General features: G+C 42.1%; 12 protein-coding genes and 1 riboswitch. Of the genes, 1 reads left to right on the top strand and 11 read right to left on the bottom strand.

All coding sequences use genetic code 11. From position 1 onward, the window contains the following. Positions 1-211: 211 nt before the first annotated feature. Together ACN6MV_RS08705 and metA are read right to left on the bottom strand one after the other, a co-directional pair. Positions 212-1,384, bottom strand: coding sequence for an aminotransferase class I/II-fold pyridoxal phosphate-dependent enzyme (locus ACN6MV_RS08705; protein ID WP_042125642.1), 1,173 nt, complete (start codon positions 1,382-1,384; stop codon positions 212-214). A 36-nt stretch (positions 1,385-1,420) separates the two neighbouring features. Further along, complete coding sequence (gene metA, locus ACN6MV_RS08700) at positions 1,421-2,341, bottom strand: homoserine O-acetyltransferase MetA (protein WP_042125640.1); 921 nt, start codon at positions 2,339-2,341, stop codon at positions 1,421-1,423. Between the two features lie 114 nt (positions 2,342-2,455). Further along, a riboswitch (SAM riboswitch) is annotated at positions 2,456-2,586 on the bottom strand. Between the two features lie 397 nt (positions 2,587-2,983). Between metA and corA the strand changes: the two genes are divergently transcribed. Continuing rightward, a complete protein-coding gene (gene corA / locus ACN6MV_RS08695; RefSeq protein ID WP_042125638.1) occupies positions 2,984-3,919 on the top strand; it encodes a magnesium/cobalt transporter CorA in 936 nt (311 codons plus the stop codon). Between the two features lie 82 nt (positions 3,920-4,001). On the opposite strand, the gene ACN6MV_RS08690 is transcribed toward corA, so the two are convergent. The 9 genes from ACN6MV_RS08690 to ACN6MV_RS08650 form a co-directional block, all read right to left on the bottom strand. Beyond that, the gene (locus ACN6MV_RS08690; protein ID WP_419886154.1) at positions 4,002-5,018 is read right to left on the bottom strand and encodes an HRDC domain-containing protein; all 1,017 of its coding nucleotides are present in this window, start codon (positions 5,016-5,018) and stop codon (positions 4,002-4,004) included. Between the two features lie 211 nt (positions 5,019-5,229). After that, a complete protein-coding gene (locus tag ACN6MV_RS08685) occupies positions 5,230-6,111 on the bottom strand; it encodes an ROK family protein (RefSeq protein ID WP_419886153.1) in 882 nt (293 codons plus the stop codon). 264 nt (positions 6,112-6,375) lie between these two features. Continuing rightward, positions 6,376-9,102, bottom strand: a complete 2,727-nt coding sequence (locus tag ACN6MV_RS08680; RefSeq protein ID WP_419886152.1) for a hypothetical protein — start codon at positions 9,100-9,102, stop codon at positions 6,376-6,378. A gap of 43 nt (positions 9,103-9,145) precedes the next feature. Beyond that, entirely contained in the window at positions 9,146-10,003 is an 858-nt protein-coding gene (locus tag ACN6MV_RS08675; RefSeq protein ID WP_419886151.1) for a copper amine oxidase N-terminal domain-containing protein, read from the bottom strand. Positions 10,004-10,036: 33 nt separating this feature from the next. Then, on the bottom strand, positions 10,037-11,959 hold the full coding sequence (locus tag ACN6MV_RS08670) for an Mbeg1-like protein (RefSeq protein ID WP_419886150.1): 1,923 nt from the start codon (positions 11,957-11,959) through the stop codon (positions 10,037-10,039). Then, the gene (locus ACN6MV_RS08665; RefSeq protein WP_419886149.1) at positions 11,959-12,795 is read right to left on the bottom strand and encodes a hypothetical protein; all 837 of its coding nucleotides are present in this window, start codon (positions 12,793-12,795) and stop codon (positions 11,959-11,961) included. Before ACN6MV_RS08665 ends, ACN6MV_RS08670 begins: the two co-directional genes overlap by 1 nt. A 37-nt stretch (positions 12,796-12,832) precedes the next feature. Then, positions 12,833-13,972 (bottom strand): hypothetical protein, encoded by a 1,140-nt coding sequence (locus tag ACN6MV_RS08660; protein WP_375102359.1) that lies wholly within the window; start codon positions 13,970-13,972, stop codon positions 12,833-12,835. A gap of 98 nt (positions 13,973-14,070) precedes the next feature. Continuing rightward, positions 14,071-14,370 (bottom strand): WXG100 family type VII secretion target, encoded by a 300-nt coding sequence (locus tag ACN6MV_RS08655; protein WP_042125627.1) that lies wholly within the window; start codon positions 14,368-14,370, stop codon positions 14,071-14,073. A 45-nt stretch (positions 14,371-14,415) separates the two neighbouring features. Next, complete coding sequence (locus ACN6MV_RS08650; RefSeq protein WP_197069760.1) at positions 14,416-14,763, bottom strand: WXG100 family type VII secretion target; 348 nt, start codon at positions 14,761-14,763, stop codon at positions 14,416-14,418.

Raw genomic sequence — 14,763 nt, 5'->3', positions numbered from 1 at the left:
AAGAAAAGACGTTGTCTCCTTTCAAGATGACAACCCTTTCTCATACAAATGAACAGTTCATTTCCTCATCGTATCACAATCTGAACAGCTTGAAAAATGCTTTTACATTCTTCGTAAAATCCCATCCAGAAGAAAAGCAGCATCGCACTAAGCGATACTGCTAGTTTATACTCTATTTCTCCACTAACTCCTGATTAAAAGTATATCCCAGTTATTTCGACTCAATTTCAGCCCGTGCCGCCTCTAGTGCGTGGCCAAGATCAGCAATCAAATCCTCTGCATGCTCAATACCGACAGAGAAGCGCAGCAAACGATCATCTACACCCACAGCATTTCGAATCTCCACAGGAATATCAGCATGTGTTTGTACAGCCGGATATGTCATTAGTGACTCTACGCCGCCCAGACTCTCTGCGAATGCGATAAGACGAATATGACGAAGAAGAGGCTCTACGTATCTGGCATCTTTTAATTTGAAAGAAAAAATACCGGTATTTCCTGAAGATTGACGATTCTGGATTTCATGCCCCGGATGATCTGGCAGTCCTGGATGGAACACTTCCGCAATTGCTGGATGCTCTAACAAGTAGTCGGCAATCGCTAGTGCATTGCTCTCGTGGCGCTCCATACGCAGAGCCAACGTCTTCAAGCCTCTCATCAACTGATAACTGTCTGTTGGTCCGAGAACAGCACCGATAGAGTTATGTAGAATTGCTATTTCAGCTGATAATTCTACACCCTTGGATACAATTAAGCCTGCCAGCACATCATTATGACCACCCAAATACTTAGTAGCGCTATGAACTACAATATCCGCACCTAATTCTATAGGACGTTGGAAAAACGGAGTCAGCAGCGTATTATCTACAATGCTAAGCAGCCCATGGTGACGTGCCCAAGTACACACGGCTTCAATATCCGTGATCATCATCAGTGGGTTCGTTGGCGTTTCAATAAATACAGCTTTCGTGTTGGGACGACGCGAAGCTTCCAGTGCATCCAAATCATTCGTGTCTACATAAGAAGCAGTGATTCCGAACTTGGACATAATCCGTTCCAACAAACGATAGGTACCGCCGTAAAGATCCAGCGAAACGATCAGATGGTCGCCTTGAGCGAACAAGGTAAGAATCGTTTGAATAGCTGCCATCCCTGAGCTACAAGCAAACCCTGCATCTCCAGATTCAAGTTCCGCAGCTGCATTCTCAAGCACCGAACGGGTCGGACTCTTGGTGCGGCTATAATCAAACCCTGTGCTCTGACCGAGTTTTGGATGACGAAATGCCGTTGCATTATAAATCGGAAAATTAATTGCTCCTGTGGCTGGATCTTCTAGAGAACCTATTTGAGCCAGTCTACTTTCAATCCTAAGTTTGTCATCCATGATTAATGCCTCCTAATTTATATTGTAGCGCTGTTATTAATAAACAATCGGGTCGATATCATAAGGCGTTTCTTGATATACATAGTAATTGAGCCAGTTAGAGAATAATAAATTGGCATGCGCACGCCATACTGCTGGAGGTGTACGTTCAGGATCATCTTTAGGGAAGTAATGTTTTGGCAAAGCCATCTCCATCCCTCTAGTCACATCACGGTCATATTCCCATTTCAAGGATAGAGGATCATATTCGGAATGTCCGGTCACAAATATTTGTTTACCGTCATTTGTAGCCACTAGATACATACCAGCTTCTTCGGATTCAGCCAGAATCTGCAGATCTGGATTATTCTCAATATCTTCACGGGAGACGTCGGTATGACGGGAGTGTGGTACATGGAATACCTCGTCAAAGCCGCGCAACAATTTAATGTTATTTTGATTTATCGTATGAGCGAAGACGCCAAAGCATTTCTCAGGCAATGCCACTTTACGAACACCAAAATGATGATATAAGCCTGCCTGTGCCGCCCAACAAATATGCATGGTTGAGGTCACATTATCCTTGCTCCATTCAAAAATCTCTTTCAGCTCTTCCCAATACGATACTTCCTCGAACTCCATTTGCTCTACAGGAGCACCTGTAACGATTAGGCCATCCAAACGGCGGTGACTGATCTCGTCAAAGGTTTTGTAAAAGCTCTTCAAATGTTCAGCAGAAGTATTTTTGGAAATATGGGATCGTGGATGCAATAGCGTAACATCAACTTGTAGTGGCGAATTTCCAATTAAACGCAGCAATTGAGTCTCTGTCGTCTCTTTAGTCGGCATGAGGTTCAGAATAGCAATCCGTAGTGGACGGATATCCTGATGGAAAGCCTGACTTTCGTCCATCACAAAAATATTTTCTCCGGATAGTACTTCTTTCGCCGGTAAACTGTCGGGAATTTTAATTGGCATTGTCTTTCCACTCCTTAGCTGAATTTAGTTGTTTTGCCGCAATGCGGCTTGCTGAACAATAAAAAGACCTTCCTCGGAAATCGAGAAAGGTCATATCTACAGTCATATGCGCCTCTCTCATCTGCCAGAATGTTCCTGAAGACGATTAGACGTCTGCAGAAGTTCCGCAAGAATTAGCACCGTGCGTTTACACGCCGGTTGCCGGGTTTCATAGGGCTAGTCCCTCCACCTGCTCTTGATAAGATTTAGCTGTATTCAATTAAATTACTTTAAAATTCACTTTAAATCATGAACCTCCTTTTCGTCAAGTCCATACAATGCTGAAGAAGCCTCAAAATCACAATAAATTTGCTTGAAAGAGGCATACTCCGTTGTTATACTAGACAAGTATTTCATACCTGAACGAAAAGAAGAGGTGAGAAGAAGAATGGAAGGCGACCCGAGCTCGCAAATTAGTGTACAGAATGAGCAACCACACAGGATAATCATCAGCTTGCCGGCGGCGGGAGCAGTTCTTCTTCATGCCCTCGAAACGTCATTTGGCCCTATGTATTGATGTAACGCCGGCCAAGCTGATTTTTTTCTCTGTGCTTAATTTAGCAGTCCCTGGTGAAGACCTGGGGATAGGAGGAGTGAAATCAGATGAAAATCCGGCTGGTGAATGCAGGGGTTTTTACACCTATTGATGAAATTGATGAAACACTGACACCCCCAACGGAAGGGTTCTATTGGATTGACGCCGATGTAGAGGATTTAGAGCTGCTTCAGCCTTTGTTCAACCTACATGATCTTGCTGTTGAGGATTGCCTTAGCGAAGAGGATCAGCGTCCGAAGATCGAAATATACGAAAGCCACTACTTTATAGTTGTAAATAGCATCCGCTTTGATGATGAAGAAATTTTCCTACGGGCGCTCAATGTATTCCTTGGAAGACATTACATCATCACTGTAACGAAACAAAAGATCAATGAACTTCGAATCCTAAAGCCTATGCTCTGGGAGCAAGAGGTAAGCGAACCAGATATGTTCCTTTACTTACTTATTGACCTTGTCGTGGATAACTATTTTTCCGTCGGCGACCGGATTGAAGCTCGAATTGAGAAGCTTGAAGAGGATATCCTAATGCATACCAAGAAATCTCATCTAAGTGAGATTATCGGTCTGCGAAGTGAAATTCTATGGTTGAAGAAAATGCTGGGACCACAAAAAGAAGTAATCAATACCCTAAATAAAAAAGACCTCCGTCTGATTGATGATCAGCTGCAGAAATATTTTAGCGACATTTATGAAAATGCGGTTAAAATATCTGAAACCTTTGAGACGTATCGCGATCTCATGGGCAACTTACGAGAGGCCTACCAATCCAGTATCGCCAATCGCGCGAATGAAATTATGAGAGTGTTTACTGCGATCACAACAATATTCATGCCTCTGACCGTAATTACCGGAATCTACGGTATGAACTTTGATCATATGCCCGAGCTTCATACGAAATACGGCTATTATGGCGTTATAGGCGTTATGTTGACGTTAGGCTGTGGGATGCTGTATGTTTTCCGCAAGAAGGAATGGCTATGAAAAGAATCGGACGAATAAGCAAGACGAAGGCCCTGTAACCGTAAGGTATAAGGTAGCCTTCGTCTTTTTGGTATGTGGACAATTAAAAACTAGTTGCCATCCCCACTTTATGCGTTTGCTCTCGACGGAAACGAATGCGGATCAATCGCAGGCGCTCATAATAAATATCCAATCCTTCAGCAGCGGAAAACCCCTCTCCATAAACCTTATTTAACACCGGTTTTAGAAAGAGATCACCGAGCTCCACATATGCATTCCATACCGCTTCTTGCTCATTCTGTGGCATATTACCAAGCTCTACATGGATCAGCTTCTCAACGGAATAACCTTCTCTTTCTAGTTCCTCTACCACTTCAATCAGTTCACGCCGGTTCACTCCACTATTCACCTTAAGCTGTTCCAAACCCAATCCATTCTCGATCCCCTGCAGTAAAATCCGCCGTAAGCGCAGTCGTTCAAGTTGCTTCTTATATTTGACCTCTTTCTGTTTATAAAGCCAATTTACAAAAGACTCCTCTTCAATTACTTCGTGAACCCAATTTAGAGGAAAGGAATGCTCCCTTGCCGCCACAGTAGTTATAGCCAGCCAATCGGTCCCAAACTGTGCTACCTTACCTTCTCCTACACCTGGAATTTGTAACAGCTCCTCTGGCGTATGCGGTAGAAATGTGCTTAACAAGCGCAACAGACGATTACTGGCGAGAATATAGGGCGCCTTGCGTTCACTCGAAGCTTTTCCACGGCGCCAAGCACATAATTCCTCATAAATAACCTCATTCCCATGATGTTCGCTGTAATATTGAAGCTTCAGTTGCTCCTGATTCCGTCCAGTAAGACTATCCTCCTCGTGGAATATCCCATCGATTAAGGGTCGATAGCCATCTCCCATCTTCACCGCTAGCTCATGCCTGTATACACAGAGCATTTCATTCCAAGAACCACCTTCATACCATAAATTCTCGATGTAATTCTCCCCCCCTGAAAAATCGCGCCAGCCCAAACTCCAGATCCCCTCTTCCTCTCCAATCCACAGCTGGGCGTACATCTCTTGATCCACTCCAGATATTCTGGATAAACGGTTCATAAATACAATTTGCATATTCATCCCTACCTTTCTCAACTTACAGCAAGCACAATAACTTCCCGGGCAGTGCCTCCTTCGGACCGAACAAATCCTTTCTCAAGTAGACCCCGAAACGCAAAAAAGCACCTCTCTCACGATAAACGTGAAAGAGGTGCTTCCTCATTAAATGCTATACTGTTAGATCCTAGAATACCATATATTACCGAACAGTCAATGTCTTTTTATACTAGCTTCTAGCTAGAGCTAATGTAGCCAGTCCAATCGCTCCAGCAAGCCCAGCATTATCTCCAAGACCTGGTGACACAACATAATTATTAATGTCGACATTAAGCGATGGATGCTGAACATAACCGTTCAATAGCTCTTGCAGCTTAGTACGAATTAACGGGAATAAGTGGCTTTGCTTCATAACACCACCGCCCATGACGATTTTTTGCGGAGACAGAATCAGTACATAATTCATGAGTGCATGCGCAAGATAGTGCGCTTCCATCTCCCATGCCGGATGATCCACCGGAAGGTCGCCTGCCGGTTGTCCCCAGCGTTTGCCGATCCCCGGACCTGCGGCTAATCCTTCAAGACAATCGCCATGATATGGACAGTAACCTTCAAACGTATCTTCTGGATGTCTACGAACTAGAATATGTCCCATCTCAGGGTGAGACAATCCATGGACCATCTGGCCGCCAACAACCGCTCCTGCTCCAATGCCTGTCCCAACCGTAATATACAGACAACTGTCCAGACCTTTAGCTGCTCCCCACTTACTCTCTGCAAGCGCCGCACCATTCACATCCGTGTCAAAGCCGATCGGAACGTTAAATTGCTCAGCCATGGTGCCTACCAGATTATATTGTCCCCAATGAGGTTTTGGTGTCGTTGTTATGTAACCATAAGTAGGGCTGTCCAGCACAGGATCAATGGGTCCAAAAGATCCGATTCCGAAAGCTTCTACATTCTTCTCTTTAAAATAATCTATTACTAGTCCCATCGTTTCTTCCGGTGTAGTTGTCGGAAAGCTAACTCGGTCAACAATGGTACCGTCCTCATAACCAATCCCACATACAAACTTTGTTCCTCCTGCTTCAATCGCTCCCAATAGCTTCACAGCAATGATCTCCCTTTCTCTAGTTAGAAGTAAATACAATACCCATACAAAAATGAATAATATCATTTAAAAAAGCAATCACCAGTCCTAATTATACGTCGAATGAAGCGCTATCACAACAAGTATAAACGCCTTCGGCATCCTTATAAGGACGATAAGCGTTTAAGCGAGAAATATAAGGATAATGTATAGCGTGAAACTTATTTGTCTTACAATTTAATAAAAACACCCTCCATGCAACTTTGCATGAGGGGTGTCTGTCCTTTAGTTATTCAAGTCATCGAACATGGAGCCTTTTACCGTAACCTCAATCTGATCCAGCGGCTTAATGCCGTTTAATTTGCCTAATGATTTGTAGGCATTGGTACTCTTGGACAGCTCCACATCTGCCAGCCAAGCCTTGACATAGTACTTACCGTCTGGCATTTCAGCTGTAGTATAGACAGGGAGTTTGTCTTTGTTAATCGTAATTGTTACTGTAGACTTCTCCGTGATCTTGTACATATGCTGATTCAAGCCTACATATTCACGGTATTTGAAATTGTTGAAGCTACCCAGTGTGCTAGACTGCGAGTAACCTTCCAGGATATTTTTCCAGAATTCATGGGTGCCTTTATCACTTTCTCTATCCTGTGAATATGGAATTTCTTCTACCTCTTTAGTAAAGCCTTTCTCAACCGTCAGCAATTTCTCATTATTCACACCCGTGTCATTCTCTACTGATAATGCTGCTGGCTTTCTCGCAAAGTTATTACCGTTTTTGCTGAGCGGCTCATTCCGCAGATTAACCGCATCCTTCTCCTTATTAATATACATAAGATCAGTTTCATAGCGGAATGAATTCGTAAGGTCTTCAACAAGCTCCTTATGATCCACGGTGTCTTTATCCGTGTCCTTAAACATCACTGTCTCCAGCGTAAAGGTATAGGTTCCAACTGGATTAAAATAATACCCCGATTTAATTGGATAATCATAGCCTTGCAGTTGTTTATCAGTTGCAAACACGGCAGTGTCGTAAGCAGATTTGTTGTTAAGCATTTTTTTTGCGGTATCTCTGGCCTTCTTATAAGCTTGAGCCATGCTATTCTCTACCTTCCAGCCGACATCTCCGCTTGCCTGCTGTGTAAAGATCCGTTCGAATTTACCCTTAACCTTCGTCCAGTCCTGCAAGATCTTATTCTCATCTTCATGAGCCATCCAGCGGATCACATTATAGTTGTAAGGCTCACTTGTCCAGAGAAGCTTTCTGATCAAACTATCTGCTTTGTTATTTTCTATTGAATTCTTGTATAACTTCGGCGCGATTTGTTCGAGCCCATTATAAATATAGGTCCGAATGGTTTTGACGTCTTGCCCGGGTGTAAACGGAGCCGAGGTGCTGCCGCTCGTCGTATATGTTTTACAAGATTCAACGTCTTGGCCTGCCGCATTCTTACTAGTGCTGCAAACCTGATAATCACGGGTGTAATTTCTGCTCACGGTACCCTGGAAACTTATATTTCCTGACTTCTGATTAGGCGTGTACGGAGCTGGATTACTATACCATTTACCGTTAACCGGATCATCGCCAAAATCAGGGCGCTGCAAACTAGCTATAATGTCAGGTTTTCTCACTATTGTACTGGCAGCATCATTCACAGCGGGATTGTTCTCCACTCGAAAATAGCGATAGATCGCATCCGTATTATTAGTAACTTCCAAAGCACCTGTAGCATTCCCACTCCAAGTGAAATTAGCATAGGGCGGCTGTAAAACAGCTTTTATAGCAGCGCCATCAGCTAAACCGAAGTTCACTTTTTTTGATAACACATTGTAATCCAGATCAAAAGAGCCTTTGGTCGTTGGCATCGCGGTGACCTTCTGAATCCATCCATAAAGCTCATTATTTTCGTACAAAACTTCCTTAGGTGACTTTTGACTGTTCAGATTAAATCGTATGTTCACATCCCCATCTGGCATAGTAAATGTCGCGTAAAGAATATTGTCCTCCGCATTAGCTGCAAGCTTAATTTCACCAGCCAACGTTGACGCATGGCCGTGGTATTTTACGGGAATTTCCTTCCCGTTACTCGTAATCTTCCAAGCAAAATCTGTTGTTTTCTGGGTAGCGAAGCTGGATCTGAGTCTAATCCCAACAGTTACCTCTTGTTCCTCTAATGCGCCGGTTGGCATCGTTTCGAAATGAGGGGATAAGTCATTTACCTGCAAAATAAAAGGAGCGATAGGAATGCCTAAGTAAGTGATATTTCCGTTAGAACCCTCAATGTAGATACGACCCGATCCCCATGACAGATATGTAGGCGGTTGCAGGACATGTACATAATCTATCCACTGACCACCCTTAGACGGAGTCGCATCCCTTGTATACACAGGACTGCCTTTAAGTGTACTGTTTTGATTGTTATAGATGAATTCAGCGTATGTTTTTTCAGCGTAATCTCTATTTAATCCATCGATAATGGATTTTTCAAAAGTTCCATTAGAATCTTTTAGATATTCACTTTTCCTATTGCTATAATCATCGAAATTATTCTCTGTAATATTGTACAACTCTTTAACTTTTTCATTTTTCCATGGACGATGAACCATATTGAAATCTTGTATCTGCTTTCCACTCCAACCTGCATACCAGGGCGCGCCTTCCGCTGAGACATCCTCGCCATCTTTTGAATAACCAGAGAAGGCATGCATTTTACTATGTTCCAACCAGTAATGAGGCTCTCCGTAAACTATTTCATAATTATTACGGTTAGAATCAATACTTTTTTGAAGTAAATCTTTTCTTAGGTCCCTGCTACCTACTTTAACTGGGTAATAATCAGGCCAGCCATATATATTTTCCATATCATTATTAATATATTTTATAACTTCCTCTGGTGTTTTAGGTAAGCTCTCCAAAGGATCGTCTATCGCTTCCTCTGAGAAAACAAAAGTATTAATAGATTGAAATAATAATACGATTATCGCAAAAATACGTATAGATTTTTTCATATATTCACCTATCTCATAATATTTTCATATCTATTCATAAATCCTATTTCCTCCATATGGAAAGATGTACACTCCCCCACTCCTTAGATTGCACTATAACTTTAAAGTTTTTATCTGAGAATTCCTTTATTGGTAATACATCCACTCTTTCTCTTTTAGATCTTACATACTCCATAATAGAATCCACCACATTACTTTCAATCTTTTGTTTTAGAATTTCTTCTGCCTCATTAGCTGCTTGCACAGGATCAGCATCTTTAACTTCATATTGAACTGTGATTTGGAAAAGGTATTTACCCTCTGCTGGCTCAGAACTACCAAACACTGTGAGTTTAGAATTTGAAATATAGACAGGTTCCCTATTTGGTCCTAACTCAGTGTATGGAATTTTAAAACCTTCAACCGTTGCTACTTTTGGTTCACTTGAATTCCCTGTTTCTGGAGTACTCGTAGGAGGCTCATTCCCCGGAGTAGTAATATAAACCGTCTTCACGGCATCATCCCATTTCACGTTTACACCGAGCCCTTCATATACAAAACGAAGTGGGACAAACGTTCTTGATTGCTTAAACAGTGCAGCCGTATCCATTTGCTTCGTCGTTCCATTAAGCTCATAGCTCTTTTTCCCGATATAGACACCCATGGTTTTGCCTTCAAGCGAAATTGTCGCTTTTTTAGCCTTACTGTCCCATAACACCTCAGCTCCAAGAGCTTCACTTATAAAACGAACTGGAAGCTGGACTCTTTGCTGCGCATCAATAAAAGGCTGGGCATCTGGAAAAATCACCTTTTCTCCATTAACTACTACCCTCAATGGAAGACTTGCGGCTAACCCCGTAAAACTCGAAGACAACAGGGCTACCATTATTAATACAACCAGCGAACTCATTATTTTTTTCATATAACTGCTCCTCTCAATTTAGTTGCCTATTGCTTAGTTCAGGCGCATTGTATTAGTACTTGCGCGGGCAGCCGCAACAATCTTGGATTCGATGTCCCGATATTTTGTTATCGTGTATTTTAGGCCTGCGGTTTTGCTATGAATTGCTGTTGTTACACGATTTTTCTGTGTCCTAACTTCATTGCTTATACGCAGCAACTCTCTTAATTGGGCTTGCACATAAGATTCACTATAAGCTCTGCCCACATTAGAACTTACTCCAGAGGCTATAGACAATATCCTTTCGACAATTTCAGCAATGCTCTCCTCCTTACGCACCAGGCTTTTCTGCAGACTCTCCAGTTTATCCATATTCGCCAAAATCTTGGCTCCTTGAATGACACTGGCGGATGCAACTGCAATTTTCGTTATAGTTTTTGTAATGGTCGATTTAACTTTGCTGATTGCTGAATCTTTAATCGTACGGGCGCCAGCGATAAATTCATCCTTGGTTTTCTTGATTTTAGCTTTTACACTTTGGAATATATCTCCCATTTTCTTCATCGCTTTGTCTTTTACACCGATCCAATATTCCTTCTGAGCTTTTACATATTGAATAGTGTTATCCACAAACCGGTTGAAGCCATCTTTCATTTTTGTCATAACATCAGAGACTGCTTGTTTTACCTTTTGTGAAAACTCCGCAATTCTTTCACCGATTAGATTAGTGACTCGGACAGCTTCTGTAACCATATTCGTTACAAATTCAACACTTTGATTATAAAAGGAAACCACTCTCTCCTTGATGTCTTCCACCTTTTGCTTAATCCAGGGAATGACACTGTCAATGACAAAACCGATTATATAAAGCGCAATCAATGCTTTTATAGTACCAACGAGTACAGCTAACGCTGTAGTAATCGCCGCAGTAACAACTGCAACAGGCCCAACAGTCGCCAGTAATACTCCAACTACCGTTATTCCTGCAATCGCTAATGGCCGTAAATCCACTTCCCCATCCAGTACTTTGAACACCCCTTCAACCAAACTCTCCTTCAGAAAATCAGGGATGACCTCCAAACCAACCGTAATATTATGCACGAGGTTAGGAACTAAACCCCGTGTCTGGGAATCCGAAAGTAGAAAGGTGTTGTTTCCATTGGTCTTCAGTGAGAATAAGGAGTGATGAGCCAGTACGTCATCCCGTTCAGATTCAGTATCTATATAAATACCTGCCGAGGGATTTAGGAATAAAGCCGGTACGATGTCATATTTATTCCTGAACTCTTTGATTTGCCCTTTTTCATTCATTTCATCAATATTCGATTTGAACTTGTCTAGTACATCTCCATTAAATCCCGGAGCATTAAAGGTTGAAGCCGAAATGAGGTGTTTACGCAGATCCTCCGACAGAATAAAGGAAGAATATAAAGCCAGGTTGCCTCCTAGCGAATGCCCGGTCAAATATAAATCATAACTGCCGTCGGTCTTAAAGCTTTTCATATACTCTCTCGCTTCCGTTTGCTGCATAGCTTCAATGGAGTACGCCGTTGTCCCGTTATTTTTCCAGTCATTGCGGTAAAGTGGGTTTTCCATAGGTTCACTACCCCGGAACGCAGCTACCTTTTCTCCGTTAAGGGTATCCACTGTAAATGCAACAAAGCCTGATTCCTCTTTTTTATTATGAGAGACGATATTGGAAATCTCCCAATTCTTATATGGAGGTTTATTCATCTGCTCTATGAGAACAATCCACTGGTCGTATTCTTTAACTCCGTTAAGATCGTTGGGAAAGCGCTCTTTTAATTGCCGCTGACCTTCGGGTGTAGAGTAGAAACTGAGAACTTCGCCGAGAGTGATTTTGTCGTTCTTACGTGTATATATTTTCCCAAGGTCTTTATTATCTAATATATCTAAATAAACAATCTGGGAGATTTGCTTTAACTCAATCTCTGAAAGAATATCAGGATCAGCCATTACAATCCCCCTCTTTGTTCAAAGCTTTCTATTCTTTTCTCTTTCCATATTTCATAATACTCTTCTATTTCTTCTCGGGATTCTTCAATCTCCCCATCTGCCCCTAAACTGTAACCAACCATCGTTACAATGTTAACTATTCCTGTTTCCTTCGTTTCATCACTATAATAAAGATCCACATCTGATTCTGTCTTTTTGATGTCATCCAAGCGACTATGAGCATCAGGAGTGAGGTAAGCTATAGTAATTAGACTACTGACATATTTGTTTTCCTCTAACCTTTTCACAAATGCTAACTGGGCTTCAATTTCTTTATCCCGATCCGAGTTTCCTTTATTATCCATATAGTTATCACAATTTAAATATACTGTTACAACCTGTGTATTCGTTGGATATAACTTCAGAAATTGCTCATAGGATATCTTGGTATCGCTATGTTCGGGATAAACTAGACCTGTTTCGTTGGCGACGATAACCTTACTGTCAGGCCAAATACTAGCAGCCATTTCTTGAATGTGTGGTTCCTCATTTCTGGCAACTACTTGGTTTAAGTACTTGTCATAGACCTTTTTCAGATCCTTCGTAATTTCAACAGGAAATCTTAGCGTTTCATCTTTTTTCGGATAAACCATCGCCTTCAACGTATTGTTGTTCATCGTTCCCCAGCCGCCGCCTATACCGTCAAGGACAAATTCCTCTCCATACTTTTCATGTAAGGAGCTCAAAATTTTCTTTGCCGCTTTCTCATCTTTGGACTCAGATCCACAACCCATAAAGCTAAACATTGATACTAACAACATCAGAGTCAACACCTTCCTTGTACAAATCTTGTTCATGCAGCTTCACTCCTTTGTGATGACGATCCAGTTCACGCTAGAATTCAAAATCCAGCTTCAATTCCGGGAATTTGAACATTTGATTCATGTAAGTTTCAACCACCTTATCGAGGTGTCCTGTCATTTGGTTAGATAGCTTCTCCATACATCCCATGATGGCGTCCGTCAATTTATCGAGCCACTCTTCAATATGATCCATCAGTTGATCCCCTATCGGACTGCAAATCAGAAGAATGGATAAGACAGCCTGTGTAATTTCATTAAACTCCTCCGCCACTTCCGCTGCCTCAAGCATGGCTGCCTCAGATAATTGCTCGAACTTCGCATGAATATCGTCAAAGAGAAAGGATTCCGGAATATTATTCATTTCGGTTCTCCACACACTGAACTTTTCATCCACCATTCGCTCATATTTGTGAGCAATTTCAGTCAGTGCACCTCGTACTTTTCCAACATCCAGTTGATCTATTAAGGTAAAGATCACATACCCCAAATGATCTGATGCACGTTCGGTTAGTCCGACGGTATCCCCAAATCCACTCATAACAGCATCAAAAACAGGCGTATGGTCTTCCGTTAAGGTATTAATCCTGGACAACATAGCATAGGCATTCCCTTTTTCACCTGTAATCACATTCCCCTGGGAATCAAAGGTATACCGCTGCCAAAGAGAATCAGGAATTAAGAAATCCGTTCCCTCTATACCCGATCTAGCAAATACAATCTCTTCGTTATGTTTACCTAATGCAGATACAAGACTGTTATAGGCCACAATATTCTTAACTTGAACCTTCCCACTTTGCTCCGTGGTCAAAAGGTTTGCGATTCCCGGAGCATCGAATACTACACCACCGACCCCCTCATTAACCGATGCTGCATAAAGAGCTAAAGCTCCGCCCATGGAATAACCTGTAACCTGGCAATTCCCCTCTCCTTTGTTCTTCAGTACAAATCTTGAAGCTTCCTCCGGCATGCTGCTTTGGCCGCTTAACAGAGACTGAAGATCAGCGAGCCAATCCGAGCCTTTATATGTAAAGATAATTAATCTATCGTTATACTCATCTTTATAGGCATAGGCTGTTGCACCTGCAAAAGCCAATTTATCTGTTAGTTCGAGACCATCTGCTGCTTCTAGAACGGTTGCCAGCGTTATGTATTGTTGTTCGGTCAGCTTCATTTTCAGATCCCCCCAAATAAAAATCACTTCATCATTCCTTAAAATCATACTAACAAGGCAGATGATTCAAAGATCTGCCTTGTTATGTACAACCCGCATTATTTTCCGCGCAGTTTACTTGCCATTTCTTGCTCAGCTTGTTGCTTGATGTTAGCAATTTGTGTTAGGTTCTTGCTGATATTCTCTACACAGAGAACCAGCTCTTTAAAACTAGGCATAAGTCCGTCGAATTGTTGTACAAAAGCAGTCTGTGATTCTCCTTGCCACCAACCGCTAACGGCATGGATTTCAGTTTGCAATTGTTTGATAAGTGTATCTGCATTGCTTGCTTTAGTCTTGATTGACTTTGCTACACCAAGTGCCTGATCTGGATTAAATGTAAGATTGTTTCCCGCCACATTATTCACCTCCTTTCAAAGCAGTTCTACCTCAACACCCTGTCACTACTTTTGGCTTTGCCTTTGTTTTTCCAATTGCTTTTGCTTCAGCGCCTCTTGCGCCGCTTTCTCTGCCAACCTTCGCTTTTCTTCTCTCTCTTGTTCGGCACGGGTCACTTCTGAAGCCACTCTTTGGACTCCACTTTCGAGCCTATCCAGCGTTCTGAGCAAGGTCTTAATCTCATGATCCAACTCGTTGTATTCACTTTGAAATGCCTTAGAAGCTGTACCGGTCCAATAGCTGGCTGATTGTGTATAATCACTTTGCAGCTTTTTTGAAGCACTGTTCACTTCATTAGTTAAACTATGGATCTGTGAAGCGTTTCCCCTGATTTCTGATGGACTAACTGACAC

Origin of the sequence: Paenibacillus sp. B-A-8 (genome assembly GCF_048572915.1) — a bacterium.
Lineage (GTDB): Bacteria > Bacillota > Bacilli > Paenibacillales > Paenibacillaceae > Paenibacillus_AQ.
The sequence above is the reverse complement of the archived record's forward strand: the minus strand, read 5'-3'. Positions and strand labels throughout refer to the sequence as shown.

Coding starts and splice junctions, on each gene's coding strand:
- ACN6MV_RS08705 (WP_042125642.1), bottom strand. CDS start 1,384: ATGGATGACAAACTTAGGATTGAAAGTAGACTGGCTCAAATAGGTTCT.
- metA (WP_042125640.1), bottom strand. CDS start 2,341: ATGCCAATTAAAATTCCCGACAGTTTACCGGCGAAAGAAGTACTATCC.
- corA (WP_042125638.1), top strand. CDS start 2,984: ATGAAAATCCGGCTGGTGAATGCAGGGGTTTTTACACCTATTGATGAA.
- ACN6MV_RS08690 (WP_419886154.1), bottom strand. CDS start 5,018: ATGCAAATTGTATTTATGAACCGTTTATCCAGAATATCTGGAGTGGAT.
- ACN6MV_RS08680 (WP_419886152.1), bottom strand. CDS start 9,102: ATGAAAAAATCTATACGTATTTTTGCGATAATCGTATTATTATTTCAA.
- ACN6MV_RS08675 (WP_419886151.1), bottom strand. CDS start 10,003: ATGAAAAAAATAATGAGTTCGCTGGTTGTATTAATAATGGTAGCCCTG.
- ACN6MV_RS08670 (WP_419886150.1), bottom strand. CDS start 11,959: ATGGCTGATCCTGATATTCTTTCAGAGATTGAGTTAAAGCAAATCTCC.
- ACN6MV_RS08665 (WP_419886149.1), bottom strand. CDS start 12,795: ATGAACAAGATTTGTACAAGGAAGGTGTTGACTCTGATGTTGTTAGTA.
- ACN6MV_RS08660 (WP_375102359.1), bottom strand. CDS start 13,972: ATGAAGCTGACCGAACAACAATACATAACGCTGGCAACCGTTCTAGAA.